We start from the raw sequence: 14,019 nt of genomic DNA on the forward strand, positions 1-14,019 counted from the left end.
CCGTGGCCTCTTGCGGTTCGGCATCGTCGGGCCATGACGGTGGTACGACGAGCGGTCGGTGCCTGGGGTGAGCGGCAGGCCGCGCAGCATCTGGCCGACCAGAACTTCCGCGTGGTCGCGCGCAACTGGCGCTGCCCGCTCGGTGAGATCGACATCATCGCCTGGGACGGCGAGACGCTGGTCTTCTGTGAGGTGAAGACGCGCCGGGGGCGGGCGTTCGGGCTACCCGCGGAGTCGGTGGTGGCGGCCAAGGCGCGGCGGCTACGCCGGCTCGGTGCGCGGTGGCTGGCGGTCCACAGCGCGCGTCCGCGAGAGGTCCGGTTCGACGTGATCGCGGTGCTGGTCCAGCGGCCGGGCACCGTCGAGATCGACCACATCCGCGGCGCCTTCTAGCACGTTTCCGCGCGCGGCCTGGCCGTTGTCCACAGCCCTTCGGCTGTCCACAGGGGCCGTCCGCCGACCGTCCGTTTCCGGCACCGTCTTCGTCGTGAGCTACGCGAAGGTGTTGTCCGTCGGCCTGGTCGGTGTCACCGGGCATCTCGTCGAGGTCGAGGCCGATCTCTCCGCCGGGCTGCCCGCGGTCGTCATGTCCGGCCTACCGGACACGGCGCTCACCGAAGCCCGCGATCGGGTCCGGGCGGCGGTCGTCAATTCCGGTGAGCAGTGGCCCAACCGGCGCGTTACCGTCAACCTGCTGCCCGCGACCCTGCCCAAACACGGTTCCGCCTTCGACATGGGCATCGCGGCTGCGCTGTTGGGGGCGGCCGGCGAACTACCGCTGGCCGCCCTCGACGGTGTCGTGCTGCTCGGCGAGCTAGGGCTCGACGGAAGCGTGCGACCCGTGCGCGGGGTGCTACCCATGGTCGCGGCCGCCCTACGGGCGGGCGTGCGCCGCGCGGTCGTGCCGCTGGCCAACGCGGCCGAGGCGGCCGTGGTGCCCGGCGTGACGGTGAAGGCTGTCGAGACGCTGCACCGGCTGGTCGCCTTCGTCCGGTCCGGCGGCCAGTTGCTCGACCCGCCGTCCGGCACCGCGCCACCCGAGCCGCCGATGCCCGACCTGGCCGACGTGGCCGGTCAGGCCCTGGGCCGGCGGGCACTCGAGGTGGCCGCGGCGGGCGGTCACCACGTGGCGATGTTCGGTCCGCCGGGAGCGGGCAAGACGATGCTGGCCGAACGGCTGCCGTCGGTGCTGCCGCCGCTCGACGACGACGCCGCGCTCGAAGTCTCGGCGCTGCACTCGGTGGCCGGACTGCTCCCGGTCGGCGGTCGCCTGTTGCGCCGCGCGCCGTTCCAGGCGCCGCACCATTCGGCGACACTGGCCGCCCTCGTCGGCGGCGGCTCGGGCCTGGCCCGTCCCGGCGCGGTCTCGTTGGCACATCGCGGCGTGTTGTTCCTCGACGAAGCTCCCGAGTTCGCGAGCCGCGCCCTGGAGGCGCTCCGGCAGCCGCTCGAGTCGGGTCGGGTGGTGCTGAGCCGCACGGGCGGCACCACCGAATACCCGGCGCGGGTCCAGTTGGTCATCGCCGCCAACCCGTGCCCGTGCGCGAAACCTCAGGGCTCGGCGAGCTGCGAGTGCACCCCGATCGCCCGGCGGCGTTACCTGGGGCGGCTATCGGGTCCGCTGCTCGACCGCATCGACGTGCAGATCGAGCTGATGCCCGTCACCGCGGCCGACCTGTTCGTCGTCAACCGGGGCGGCGAGCCGTCCGCCCTGGTGGGGGAGCGGGTGGCGAAGGCCCGTGCGGCCGCGGCGGCGCGCTGGCTGACCGAGCGGTGGCGGGTCAACGCCGAGGTCCCGGGGCCGCGGTTGCGGCAACCACCGTGGCGGCTGCCGCTGCGCGACACGGTCTCGCTGCGCCGGCGCCTCGACAGCGGGTCGCTCTCGGCCCGCGGCTTCGACCGGGTGCTGCGTCTGTCCTGGTCGATCGCCGACCTGGACGGTCGCGACCGGCCGGTCTTCGACGACGTCGAGGAGGCGCTGGCGCTCCGCACCGGCGGTGGGCGGAGGTTCGATGGCTGACGCCGAGACCCGCCTCGCCCGGGTCGCGTTGACGCTGCTCGCGGAGCCCGGCACGCGCGCCGTGCACCGGCTGGTGGCGCGGCACGGCCCGCGCACCGCGCTGGCGCTGGCCCTGTCGGGCGAGATCCCCGACGACGCGACGCGCGACGCCGTCCGGGCCCGGCTCGGCGCCGGCGACCCGCGCCCGGCGGCCGAGGCGGCGCTGGCCACGGCGGCCCGGCTGGGCGCCCGCCTGGTCGTCCCGGAAGACGACGAGTGGCCGACGGGCCTGGACGCGCTCGAGCACGTCGAGCTGTCGGTGGCCGACCGTCGGGTCGACCGCGAGCTGGCGCCGCCGCTGTGCCTGTGGGTTCGCGGCGAGTGGCCGCTGGTCGACGCGTTCGACCGGTCGGTGGCGATCGTGGGCTCGCGGGCCGCCACCGCATACGGCGAGCACGTGGCGACGGACCTGGCTTACGGCCTCGCCGAACGCGAGTGGTCCGTGGTCTCCGGGGGCGCCTTCGGCATCGACGCGGCGGCGCACCGGGGAGCGCTGGCCGCTGGCGGGCTGACGATCGCGGTGCTGGCGTGCGGCATCGAGCGCGCCTACCCGGTGGCCAACACGGCCCTCTTCGACCGCATCGCCGAGACGGGCCTGCTGGTCACCGAGTGGCCGCCGGGCGCCGACCCGCTGCGCCCACGGTTCCTGATCCGCAACCGGGTGATCGCCGCCGCGACCCGCGGCACGGTCCTGGTCGAGGCGGCGGCCCGCAGCGGCGCGACGCAGACGGTCCGCCGCGCGATCGCCATGGGGCGCCCGGCGCTGGTGGTCCCGGGCCCGGTCACCTCGGCGATGTCGGTGGGTTGCCACGAGATCCTGCGCCAGCACGAGTCGGCGCGGCTGGTCGCCAACGTCGCGCACGTCCTGGAGGAGGTCGGCCGGATCGGCGCCGACCTGGCGCCGCCCGCGCAGGGGCCGCAGCGGCCGCGCGACCAGCTCGACGACCAGGCGACGTTCCTGCTGGAGTCCCTGCCGAGGCGCGGGGTGGTCACGCCGGACGCGGCGGCCATCAGGGCGGGCATCGACATCCGCACGGCGCTGCGCAAGCTCACGCTGCTGGAGACGCTGGGCTTCGTCATGCGCCGCGACGGCGGCTACGCCCTGACGCCGCCGTCCCGGCGGCCGGCCGAGGACGAGCCGCCGTGAACGCGACCGCCGAGCCGGCGGGCGGGGGCGAGCCGCCGTGACCGCGACCGCCGAATCTGCGGGCCGGGGGCGAGCCGCCGTTACCGCGACCGCCCACCGGCCGGGCGTCGCGGGCGACCGAGCCCGGGACGGCACGGGTCGCGGCCGGCTCCGGCTTGGGCGGGCCCGCCACGGCCGGGCCGGTCCGCGCGGGCCGGTGGTGTGGTGTCTGGCGGTCCGCGCGGTGGCGGCGGACGTGATCGAGCTCGTGTGCGCGGCCCGGCCGTGCGGGTCTGACCCGCTGCTCGAAGGGAGAGAGCCGAGATGACCTAATCTGACGGACGACGAGATGAACGAGCGGATCCGGGCGGCGACCGAAGCAGCCGCCCGCCGGCGATCCGAGCGGTCACGTGCCCGGGCGTTGTTCGCCGCGTCGCGGAGCGTCGGGCTGCAACTTCGCCACGCCACGAAGCTGGCACGCTTGGATCGGGAGCTGTCCGACCCCTCCCCGCCACCTTGATCAGTCCGAGCGGTCCGACCGCTGCAGGCCGCATCGAGCGGAGCCGGGAGCCCCGCCCGCCGCTGAGGTCGCAGCGGTCACGGGCGTGGATCTGGCAACAGCGGTCTCGATGGGCCACCCCCGTCGCGGGCCCCGGGAAGCACCCACCTGGGCGGGGAAGGGGCGCGCGGGCAGACGGCGTACACTTGGGTTTTGGCGACCGCCGCAGGGCGGTCGACCTCGCGCGCCCTTCTCGCGTTCGCGTCCTTGTGGCTCGAGGTGAGCGACGGTCCCCTGGTCCTGATCTTCGATTGGGCCCACCATGGCCGGCGACTGGGCGCCAGGACGCTCGGCCGACCGGCCGGCGTGACAACCAGGGACTACACGAGGAGCGCCCCACCATGGCCGTTGTGACCATGCGCCAGCTGCTGGAAAGCGGTGTCCATTTCGGGCACCAGACCCGGCGCTGGAACCCGAAGATGAAGCGCTTCATCTTCACCGAGCGTAACGGTATTTACATCATCGACCTGCGCCAGACGCTCGACTACATCGAGAAGGCGTACGAGTTCGTTCGTGGCACCGTCGCCGAAGGCGGCAGCATCCTGTTCGTCGGCACGAAGAAGCAGGCGCAGGAGGCCATCGCCGAGCAGGCGTCGCGGGTCGGCATGCCCTACGTCAACCACCGCTGGCTGGGCGGCATGCTCACCAACTTCCAGACGGTCTACAAGCGGCTGCAGCGGATGAAGGAGCTCGAGGCCCTCGGCGACCTCAGCGGCACCGCGGCCGGCTACACCAAGAAGGAGACCCTGCAGCTCTCGCGCGAGAAGATCAAGCTGACCCGCACCCTGGGCGGCCTGCGCGACATGCAGAAGGTCCCGGCGGCCATCTGGGTCGTCGACACCAAGAAGGAGCACATCGCGGTTGACGAGGCCCGCAAGCTGGGCATTCCGGTCATCGCAGTGCTGGACACCAACTGTGACCCGGACGAGGTCGACTTCCCGATCCCGGGCAACGACGACGCGATCCGGTCGGCCGAGCTGCTGACCAAGGTCGTCGCGGCCGCCGTTGCCGACGGTCTGATCGCGCGGTCGGGTCGCGGCCAGCGTGGTGGCGACGACAAGCCGGAGCCGGGTGTGGTCGCGGCCGACGAGCCGCTGGCCGAGTGGGAGCGCGAGCTCCTCGAGGGTGCCGAGAAGAAGGCCGACGAGACGGCGCCGGTCGCCGCGGAATGAGCTGGTTCCGGGTCCGCCCCACCGGGCGGGCCCGGCCACGACCCCCACTAACCACCAAAAGAGAGAGTCATGGCTGACTTCACCGCCGCGGACGTCAAGAAGCTCCGCGATCTCACCGGCGCCGGCATGATGGACAGCAAGAAGGCGCTCACGGAGGCCGACGGCGACTTCGACAAGGCCGTCGAGGTCCTCCGGATCAAGGGTGCCAAGGACGTCGGCAAGCGCGCCGGGCGTACCGCCGCCAACGGGTTGGTCGCCCACTCCGGCCGGGCGCTGCTCGAGCTCAACTGCGAGACCGACTTCGTCGCCAAGAACGCCGACTTCATCGCGCTCGCTCAGCAGCTCGTCGAGCACGCCGAGAAGTCGGGTGTCGCCGACGTCGAGGCGCTGCTGGCCAGCACGCTGGCCGACGGCCGCACCGTCGCCGACACCGTCCAGGAGGCCTCCGCCAAGATCGGCGAGAAGCTCGTGCTCAACCGCTTCGCGGTGCTCGACGACGCCGGCGCGGTCGCGGTCTACCTGCACCGCAAGAGCCAGGACCTGCCGCCGGCGGTGGGCGTGCTGGTGCAGTACGGCGGCAAGAACGACGAGGCCGCCGACGCCGACGCGCGTGGCGTCGCGATGCAGATCGCCGCGATGCGGCCCAAGTACCTCACCCGTGACGAGGTGCCGGCCGACGTCGTCGAGTCGGAGCGTCGCATCGCCGAGCAGACCGCTCGCGAGGAGGGCAAGCCGGAGGCCGCGCTGCCGAAGATCGTCGAGGGCCGTACCAACGCCTTCTTCAAGGACTTCGTGCTGCTGGAGCAGTCTTCGGTCGCCGACAACAAGAAGACCGTCAAGCAGGTCGTCGGCGAGGCTGGCATCGACGTCACGCGGTTCGTCCGCTTCGAGGTTGGCCAGGCCTGACCGGCCGTCGCGCCCCCGTCCCACCGGGCGGGGGCGCACCACCGGCCGCCGCCGGTGGTTTGCGAGATCACGGTGGCACCGCGACCTACCCGGTGCCGAAGCGCGACGAAAGGCGGTCGGATGACGGACGTGGCAGGCGAGTCGACGTGGGCGGTCGAGGACCCCACCGCGCCGCCCCCGGGAAGACCCCGCCGGGTCGTACTCAAGCTCTCAGGTGAGGTGTTCGGCGGCGGCATGGTCGGCGTCGACCCCGACGTCGTGCAGGCCGTGGCCCGCCAGATCGCGGCCGTCGTCCGCCGCAACGTCCAGGTCGCCGTCGTCGTCGGCGGTGGCAACTTCTTCCGGGGCGCCGAGCTGCAGAAGCGCGGCATGGACCGGGCCCGCGCCGACTACATGGGCATGCTCGGCACGGTCATGAACTGCCTGGCCCTCCAGGACTTCCTGGAGAAGGAGGGCATCGAGACCCGCGTCCAGAGCGCCATCACGATGGCCCAGGTCGCCGAGCCCTACATCCCGCTGCGCGCCATCCGCCACCTCGAGAAGGGGCGTGTCGTGATCTTCGGCGCGGGCGCCGGGATGCCGTACTTCTCGACCGACACCGTCGCCGCCCAGCGCGCGCTGGAGATCCGGGCCGACGTGGTGTTGATGAGCAAGAACGGGGTCGACGGGGTCTACACCGCCGATCCGCGCACCGACCCGACGGCCAGCAAGTTCGACTCGGTCACGTTCGCGGAGGTGCTCCGCCGCGGGCTGCGGGTCGCCGACGCGGCCGCCTTCAGCCTCTGCGAGGAGAACGGCCTGCCGATGCTGGTGTTCGGCGCCGAAGGCGATGACACGATCATGAAGGCCGTCGCCGGCGAGCGCATCGGCACCCTGATCACAGCCAACTGAGAGCCACATCCCCAGAAGGAGGCGACGGACCCGGTGATCGACGACACACTCCTCGAGGCCGAGGAGAAGATGGATGGCGCGGTCAACCACGCCAAGGAAGAGTTCGCCGCGATCCGTACCGGTCGGGCCAATGCGGCGATGTTCTCCAAGATCATCATCGATTACTACGGCACACCGACGCCGCTGACCCAGATGGCGTCCGTCGGCACGCCGGAGCCACGGATGGCGATCATCAAGCCGTACGACACGTCGCAGCTCGGCGCGATGGAGAAGGCGATCCGCGACTCGGACCTCGGGGTCAACCCCAACAACGAGGGCAACCAGCTGCGCATCATCCTCCCGCAGATGACCGAGGAGCGGCGGCGCGACATGATCAAGGTCGCCCGGCACAAGGGCGAAGAGGCCAAGATCGCTGTTCGGAACGTACGGCGCAAGGCCAAGGAAGAGCTCGACCGCCTGGTGAAAGACGGCGAGACCGGGGAAGACGAGGGGCGACGGGCCGAGAAGGAGCTCGACGACCTGACCCACCGGTACGTCACCCAGATCGATGAACTCCTCAAGCACAAGGAGACCGAGCTGCTCGAGGTCTGAGCGGGAAGCCGTCGCCGGTGCAGTATTCTCGGCACGATTCCTCCTGGTCAGGAGATCGATAGGCGAAGGGGGGCTCGGCGACATGTGGCGTTCAACGACGGGCCCGGTTGGGGCGTAGATGTCCTACTCTGATCCCTACTCGAGCGTTGACCCGCGGCGGGCGCGGCACCCCGGTGTCGCGCCCGAGGACTACACCGGCGGCTTCCAGACCAACCTCGAGGTCCCCGGCTGGGCCGGTCCCACGCAACCCGGCGTCGAGCCGCCGCCGCGGGACCCGCGCCGGGACGAGGACAACGGCTTCGCCGCCGACACCGCTGCGCTACCCGTGGTCACGCCGCACGCCGACCAGCGCGGTGACGACCAGGCACGGGCCGACCGGCGCCGCGACGACGGTCCCGACGAGGACGCGACCCCGCCGCGCCGTCCCGGGCCGGGCCGGCGCCGCGCGGGCCCCGGCCGGCCACCCACGGCGCGGAAGACCAGCCGCGCGGGCCGCAACCTGCCGGCCGCGATCGGCGTCGGTGTCACGCTCGGCGCGGTCCTGCTGGTCTCGCTGTACGTCTACAAGCTCGCCTTCCTCGGCGTCCTCGCCCTCGCGGTGGCGGTCGGCATCTGGGAGGTCAGCCGCGCCCTGCGCGAGGTGAAGGCCCGCCCGCCGGCGATCCCGCTGATCGCGGGCGGGGTGCTGATGATCGGTCTGGCCTGGTACGCCGGTGCCGACGCCCTGCTCCTCGGCCTGGTGGTGACGCTGCTGGCCGCGACGGTCTGGCGGCTCGCCGACGGCCCCAAGGGCTTCAAACGGGACCTGATCGCGTCGGCCCTGATCGCGGTCTACGTGCCCTTCCTGGCCGGCTTCGCCGCGCTGCTCGCCGTGCCCGAGGACGGTGCCGACCGCGTGCTGGTCGTCCTGATCGGGGTGGTCCTCTCCGACACCGGCGGGTACGCGGCCGGGGTCTTCCTGGGGCGTCATCCGATGGCCCCGACGATCAGTCCCAAGAAGTCCTGGGAAGGCTTCGGCGGCTCGCTGGTCGCGGCGGCGATCGGCACCGCCATCAGCTGTTACTTCCTGCTCGGCGTCGACTTCTGGTGGGGCGCCCTGATCGGTGCCGCGATCAGCGTGGCGGCGGTCCTCGGTGACCTCGCCGAGTCGATGCTCAAGCGCGACCTGGGCGTCAAGGACATGAGCCGCCTGCTCCCGGGCCACGGCGGCCTGATGGACCGCCTCGACTCGATCCTCTTCGCGGTGCCGACCGCGTACCTGCTGCTCTCGATCTTCGCCCCCGTCCGTTGACCGTGAGGTTCGTCATCCGGTAATCGGTGCCACGGTGGGTGGGTGAAGCGACGTTTCGGGTACGTCGTAAATGCCGATCGCTGAGTTGAATGGGTTATTCGCACGCTCTATACCCGTCTAGGGCAGGTTGTGCCCCGGCAGCGTGCCGCATATCTGGACTTTCGGATAGAGAAGCCGTTGGTACGCGGACCCGGCAGCGAAGCGCAGCGAGCGGTGCGCGCGGGAGCGAGCGGTCGTGCCCACCACGGACGTGCGTCGATGAATGGGTTCCTGGGCTTTTGATCGCCGATCCGGCACCCGGGCAGGTGAAGGTGATCGAACAGTCGTGGGAGACTGGAGCCGCCATGACGAGCCTGCCAATAATCCAGTCGGAGGCCGCTCCCGCCGGGCGGCGTGCGGCCATGCCGCCGCGCCATCTTGCCGATCTTGACGTCGCGGGACGCGAGGCGGCGTTGGTCGCGCTCGGTGAGCCCAAGTTTCGTGCGCGGCAACTGTCGACCCATTACTTCGGGCGGCTGGTGCGCGACGCCGACGAGATGACCGACCTGCCGGCGGCCAGCCGGGCCAAGATCGCCGGTGACCTGTTGCCGCGGTTGCTGACGCCGGTGCGCGAGATGGCGACGGACGACGGCGCGACGCGCAAGGCGCTCTGGCGACTACACGACAACGCGCTGGTCGAGAGCGTGCTGATGGGCTATCCCGACCGGGTCACCGTCTGCATCTCCAGCCAGGCCGGCTGCGGCATGGCGTGCCCGTTCTGCGCGACCGGCCAGGCGGGGCTGACCCGCAACCTGTCCACCGCCGAGATCGTCGACCAGGCCGTCTACCTCGCCGGTGTCGCGGCGTCCGGCGTGATCACCGGCTCGCCGACCCGGCTGTCGCACGTGGTGTTCATGGGCATGGGCGAACCGCTGGCCAACTACAACCGGGTGCTGGCGGCGGTGCGCCGGTTGACGTCGCCCGCGCCGGAGGGCCTCGGGCTGTCGCAGCGGCACATCACGATCTCCACCGTCGGGTTGGTGCCGGCCATGCGCAAGCTCGCCGAGGAAGACCTCCAGGTGACTCTTGCGTTGTCGCTGCACGCGCCCGATGATGATCTGCGCGATGAACTGGTGCCGGTCAACCAACGGTGGAAGGTGGCCGAGGTGCTCGACGCCGCGTGGCACTACGCGGATCGCACGGGGCGCCGTGTTTCCGTCGAATACGCGATGATCAAAGACGTGAACGACCAGCCCTGGCGAGCGGACCTGCTCGGGCGTCTACTGGCCGGGCGGCTCGCGCACGTCAACCTCATCCCGCTGAACCCGACTCCGGGCAGCCGATGGGACGCGAGCAGCAAGCCGGTCGAACGCGAGTTCGTCCGGAGGCTGCGCGCAGCGGGCGTGTCGACTACCGTGCGTGACACCAGAGGTCGCGAGATTGACGGCGCGTGCGGTCAGCTCGCCGCGACCGAGGTGACGACATGACCGCGTTCGGGGCCGCGGTTGAGCGAACTAACCAGGAGACATAGTGGCGAGCCAGGGTCAACGATTCCGCCGTCGGGCGTTGCGTCGCGGCTACAAGGTCGACGAGGTCGACGCCTTCCTCGACCGCGTCGAGGCGACCCTCGCCGGTGATCCGATCGGTGCGCCGGTCGGTTCCCAGGAGGTCCACGACGTCGTCTTCCGGGTGCGCTTCGGCGGGTACGACGAGTGGCAGGTCGACCTCCACCTCGACCGGGTCGAGCGGCAGGTCGGTGAGCTCGAGGAGCGCAACGGCCGGTTCAGCGGTCCCGACCGGATGGGCCTCCCGGACCGGATGGGTCCGCCGTCGGGCGCGCTCGGCCCGCCCGGTGGCGACCGGATGGGCCCGCCGCAGGAGCGGATGGGTCCTGCCGACCGGATGGGCCCGCCGATCCCGGCGCCGCCGCCCGGTTCGTTCGGCCCGCCGGACCGCCGGCCCGCGATGGGTGGCGGCCCGCTGCCGACCCGCCCGGTGCCCAACGAGGACCCGTACGCCCGCCCCGGCCCGCCCCCGCCCTACGGCGGCGCTGCTTTCGACGGTGCGCCCCCGCCGCGCGGGTACGACGGCCCCCCGATGGCCGGCGGCCCCGGCCCGATGCGTGGCGGCCCCGGCTTCCCCGGGCAGGATGACGGTTACGACGGCCCTGAGCAGCCCGGCCGGCGCGCGCGGATGGACATGACCGCGGAGATCCGGATGCCCGAGCGCGGCGATCCGGGCCGTGGTGGTCCGGCGCACCCGGGTGGCCCTGGCCCCGGCGCGGGTCCTGGTCCCGGCATGGGCGGTGGCCCGGCGATGGGTGGCGCGCCCGGCATGGGCGGCGGCCCCGGCCTCGCGATGGGTGGCCCGCCCGGTGGCGGCATGGGCGCGCCCGGCATGGGTGGCCCGCCGCTGATGGGCCCGCCCGGGAGCGACCTGGCCCGGGTCGACCACATGCGACGGTCGTTCCAGGTGCGGCGCTTCGGCAGCGGCTACGACCCCAACCAGGTCGACCGCTTCTTCGAGGACGTGCTCACCGGAATGACGGGCCGCGGCCCCATCCCGACGACGGACGCCGACTTCGACGCGACCCAGTTCGGGCTGGTGCCCGGGGGTTATTTCGAGGCCGAGGTCGAGCAGGCACTGCTCGAGGTCCGCGACATCGTGCGGCGGCGCTGAGCGTCGTAGGTTTGGTTCCCGCCCGCAGGTCGTTCGCGACCGGCGGGCGGGTGCGTTTCCGGGCCGCGGGGCGCTGCCATGACGGCGACGCCCGCACCCTGGTGCTCGGCCGGGGCTCGACCTTCGGTTCCATCGGCGTGGCTTGCCAGGTCGCCTCACCGGCGTGCGGGGGCGCCCCCTATGTCTGTGACGAACGTGCGTGGCGCTGCGCGGCCGGGTCTTGGGCCGCGAGATTATCTGTAGAGCCCTGGTGTCCGAAGCGCCGCGTAGGCGGACTGCGAAGCTCGTGATTACCGACACGCCATGGCTGTTCCTTGGTGTCGACCGGCCCGCGACCATCCGGCCGCTGCCGCGCTGCCGCGCTGCCGCGCTGCCGCGCTGCCGCGCTGCCGCGCTGCCGCGCTGCCGCGCTGCCGCGCTGCCGCGCTGATCGGGGGCCTACGGCGCCGCGTGATTCGGGATGGCCGTGACCTGGCTGGTCTGGTGGCGCGGACCTGGCAGCGACGCGTAGCGAGCGGTGCCCGGCGGGAGCGACGGTCGTGCCCCCGACGGACCCGGGAAAGGCTCGGTTGCTTTTGACCCTGGAACGAACGGCTCGGTCGCTCTGCTCGCCCCCGGAAGCGGGGGCTCGCCTCGGCCGCAGCAGAGCCTTCCTCTACCGCGGCGAACCTGTTTCGCGCCGGCTCGGCGTGGTCAGGAGCGCAGGCCGTTGCGGCGGAGGACCGCGTCGCCGATGACCGCGAGGATTAGGGCCGCCGCGATGCCGTTGAGCCAGATGCGCTCGACGCCGGTGACCTCGTTGTTGCAGAACTGCATCAGCACCAGTGAGATCGCGACGACGACGGCACCGAGCCGCCCGGCCTTGCGGTGGCCAGGTTTCCTCTGGTCAGGTGCGATGACCGGCTCGTGCTCTGCCACCTCGTGGCTCCTCCCTCGGCTGGGTGCGGAGATCAGTGTGGCACGTCCGTGGCGTCGAGGATCGGGCACCCCGGCTCGTCGGGTAGCGTTTTCGCCGTACATGCCGAGCTTTTGATCTTGGGGGTTTGCTGCCGTGCGAGTGACCGGGACGGGACACGCCAGCATGCGGATCGACACCCCGGCGGGAAGCATCCTCTGCGACCCCTGGGTCAACCCCGCGTATTTCGCGTCGTGGTTTCCGTTCCCCGACAACTCGCTGCTCGACTGGGAGACCCTCGGTCAGGTCGACTATCTCTATCTGAGCCACCTGCACCGCGACCACTTCGACGCCGCGCACCTCAAGCGCTTCGTTTCGAAGAAGGCCCGCGTGCTGCTGCCGGAGTATCCGACCAGCGAGCTCGAGGACGAGCTGCGCGAGCTGGGCTTCACCGACTTCGTCAAGACGGTGTCGGAAGAGGTCATCGAGCTCGACGGCGGCCTGAAGGTCATGATCCAGGCGCTGACGTCGCCGACGGACGGCCCGATCGGTGACTCCTCGCTCTGGGTCGAGTACGACGGCGTGCGGCTGCTCAACCAGAACGACGCCCGGCCCACCGACCTCTCGCTGTTCGCCTCGCTCGGCCACGTGCACGCGCACATGCTGCAGTTCTCCGGGGCCATCTGGTATCCGATGGTCTACGAGCTGCCCCAGGCCGCCAAGACGGCGTTCGGCAAGCAGAAGCGGGACCGGCAGTTCGACCGCACCTGGCGCTATATCGACGACCTCAAGGCGTCGCACGTCTTCCCGATCGCCGGGCCGCCGTGCTTCCTCGACGACGAGCTGTGGCAGTTCAACGACATCTTCGGCGACGAGGGCAACATCTTCCCGGACCAGTCGGTCTTCATGAAGGAGTACGCCAAGGTCGGCGGCACCAACGGCGTGGTCCTCCTGCCCGGCAGCGTCACCGAGATCACCCAGGACTCGATCGAGACCACGCACCCGACCGACGTCGACGAGTTCTTCGCCAACAAGGTCGCGCATCTCGAGGAGATGCGGGAGCGCAAGCGCCCGATCATCGCCGCCGAGAAGGCCTCCTGGCGGCACCCCGAGATCGACGTGCTCAAGGAGATGAAGCGGCGGATCGAGCCGCTCCTCGACGAGTCGATCTATCTGGCCAAGGGTGTCGGCGGGCCGGTGCGCTTCGACCTGGTCGGCTACGACGGCGACTCGGTCGAGTCGATCGTGGTGGACTTCCCGGGCCAGGAGGTCCGGCGCTATGCCGACGAGAAGGTCCGCTACCGCTTCCGCACCGAGCGCGCGCTGATCGAGCACCTCCTGTTCATCGACGAGGTCGACTGGGTGAACTCGCTGTTCCTCTCCTGCCGCTTCTCGGCGGCCCGGATCGGCCAGTACAACGAGTTCGTCTACGCGTTCTTCAAGTGCCTGTCGGAAGAGCGGCTGCAGTATGCCGAGGGCTGGTACGACGAGCACCAGCGCGCCACCGACGCCGAGGACATCACGCTCGGCGACTGGGTGGTGCAGCGCCGCTGCCCGCACCTCAAGGCCGACCTGACCCGCTTCGGGATCGTCGACGGCGACCAGCTCACCTGCCAGCTGCACGGGTGGCGGTTCGACCTGCCCAGCGGGCGCTGCCTGACCGGCGTGGGGCACCAGATCCGCGCGCGTCGGGCGGGCGAGCCCGCGCCCGATGCCAACCCCGAGGGCGACGCCCCGGCCACCGCCGCCACGCCGGCCTAGCCGGCGCGGGGCGCCTAGGTTCTGTTGCGTATCTGCGGTCGAGGCGAGGCGGAGTCCAGGTTTCGTCTGGGCGTGCGGCGGCTTTGCCCGGATACCGGTGTTGTATCCGG

12 protein-coding genes are annotated in these 14,019 nt (G+C 71.6%); 11 read left to right on the top strand and 1 reads right to left on the bottom strand.

Annotated elements, in window-relative coordinates; genetic code table 11:
- Nucleotides 1–33: 33 nt before the first annotated feature.
- From Asi02nite_RS13385 to Asi02nite_RS13430, 10 genes are all read left to right on the top strand, one after another.
- On the top strand, nt 34–393 hold the full coding sequence (locus Asi02nite_RS13385) for a YraN family protein (RefSeq protein WP_203712933.1): 360 nt from the start codon (nt 34–36) through the stop codon (nt 391–393).
- A gap of 94 nt (nt 394–487) precedes the next feature.
- Complete coding sequence (locus Asi02nite_RS13390) at nt 488–2,020, top strand: YifB family Mg chelatase-like AAA ATPase (protein WP_203712934.1); 1,533 nt, start codon at nt 488–490, stop codon at nt 2,018–2,020.
- Complete coding sequence (gene dprA / locus Asi02nite_RS13395; RefSeq protein WP_203712936.1) at nt 2,013–3,206, top strand: DNA-processing protein DprA; 1,194 nt, start codon at nt 2,013–2,015, stop codon at nt 3,204–3,206. The genes Asi02nite_RS13390 and dprA overlap by 8 nt, the downstream gene beginning before the upstream one ends.
- A gap of 879 nt (nt 3,207–4,085) precedes the next feature.
- Complete coding sequence (gene rpsB / locus Asi02nite_RS13400) at nt 4,086–4,916, top strand: 30S ribosomal protein S2 (protein ID WP_203712938.1); 831 nt, start codon at nt 4,086–4,088, stop codon at nt 4,914–4,916.
- Between the two features lie 69 nt (nt 4,917–4,985).
- Complete coding sequence (gene tsf, locus Asi02nite_RS13405; RefSeq protein ID WP_203712939.1) at nt 4,986–5,822, top strand: translation elongation factor Ts; 837 nt, start codon at nt 4,986–4,988, stop codon at nt 5,820–5,822.
- 120 nt (nt 5,823–5,942) lie between these two features.
- Nucleotides 5,943–6,713, top strand: a complete 771-nt coding sequence (pyrH, locus tag Asi02nite_RS13410; protein WP_203712941.1) for a UMP kinase — start codon at nt 5,943–5,945, stop codon at nt 6,711–6,713.
- Between the two features lie 33 nt (nt 6,714–6,746).
- On the top strand, nt 6,747–7,304 hold the full coding sequence (gene frr, locus Asi02nite_RS13415) for a ribosome recycling factor (RefSeq protein WP_203712943.1): 558 nt from the start codon (nt 6,747–6,749) through the stop codon (nt 7,302–7,304).
- Between the two features lie 118 nt (nt 7,305–7,422).
- Nucleotides 7,423–8,595, top strand: a complete 1,173-nt coding sequence (locus Asi02nite_RS13420) for a phosphatidate cytidylyltransferase (RefSeq protein ID WP_203712945.1) — start codon at nt 7,423–7,425, stop codon at nt 8,593–8,595.
- Nucleotides 8,596–8,939: 344 nt separating this feature from the next.
- On the top strand, nt 8,940–10,061 hold the full coding sequence (gene rlmN / locus Asi02nite_RS13425) for a dual-specificity RNA methyltransferase RlmN (protein ID WP_203713007.1): 1,122 nt from the start codon (nt 8,940–8,942) through the stop codon (nt 10,059–10,061).
- 43 nt (nt 10,062–10,104) lie between these two features.
- On the top strand, nt 10,105–11,253 hold the full coding sequence (locus Asi02nite_RS13430) for a DivIVA domain-containing protein (RefSeq protein WP_203712946.1): 1,149 nt from the start codon (nt 10,105–10,107) through the stop codon (nt 11,251–11,253).
- Between the two features lie 693 nt (nt 11,254–11,946).
- Here the strand turns inward: Asi02nite_RS13430 and Asi02nite_RS13435 are convergent.
- Nucleotides 11,947–12,171: a hypothetical protein gene (locus Asi02nite_RS13435; RefSeq protein WP_203712947.1), complete on the bottom strand. Its 225-nt coding sequence runs from the start codon at nt 12,169–12,171 to the stop codon at nt 11,947–11,949.
- Between the two features lie 133 nt (nt 12,172–12,304).
- On the opposite strand from Asi02nite_RS13435, the gene Asi02nite_RS13440 reads away from it, so the two are divergent.
- Complete coding sequence (locus Asi02nite_RS13440) at nt 12,305–13,909, top strand: Rieske 2Fe-2S domain-containing protein (RefSeq protein ID WP_239126690.1); 1,605 nt, start codon at nt 12,305–12,307, stop codon at nt 13,907–13,909.
- Nucleotides 13,910–14,019: the final 110 nt, after the last annotated feature.

The organism is Asanoa siamensis, assembly GCF_016862555.1.
GTDB classification, from domain to species: domain Bacteria; phylum Actinomycetota; class Actinomycetes; order Mycobacteriales; family Micromonosporaceae; genus Asanoa; species Asanoa siamensis.

Bases quoted from the DNA above. Each gene is read 5' to 3' on its own strand.
- Asi02nite_RS13385 (WP_203712933.1), top strand. From the start codon at position 34: ATGACGGTGGTACGACGAGCGGTCGGTGCCTGGGGTGAGCGGCAGGCC.
- dprA (WP_203712936.1), top strand. From the start codon at position 2,013: ATGGCTGACGCCGAGACCCGCCTCGCCCGGGTCGCGTTGACGCTGCTC.
- rpsB (WP_203712938.1), top strand. From the start codon at position 4,086: ATGGCCGTTGTGACCATGCGCCAGCTGCTGGAAAGCGGTGTCCATTTC.
- tsf (WP_203712939.1), top strand. From the start codon at position 4,986: ATGGCTGACTTCACCGCCGCGGACGTCAAGAAGCTCCGCGATCTCACC.
- pyrH (WP_203712941.1), top strand. From the start codon at position 5,943: ATGACGGACGTGGCAGGCGAGTCGACGTGGGCGGTCGAGGACCCCACC.
- Asi02nite_RS13420 (WP_203712945.1), top strand. From the start codon at position 7,423: ATGTCCTACTCTGATCCCTACTCGAGCGTTGACCCGCGGCGGGCGCGG.
- rlmN (WP_203713007.1), top strand. From the start codon at position 8,940: ATGACGAGCCTGCCAATAATCCAGTCGGAGGCCGCTCCCGCCGGGCGG.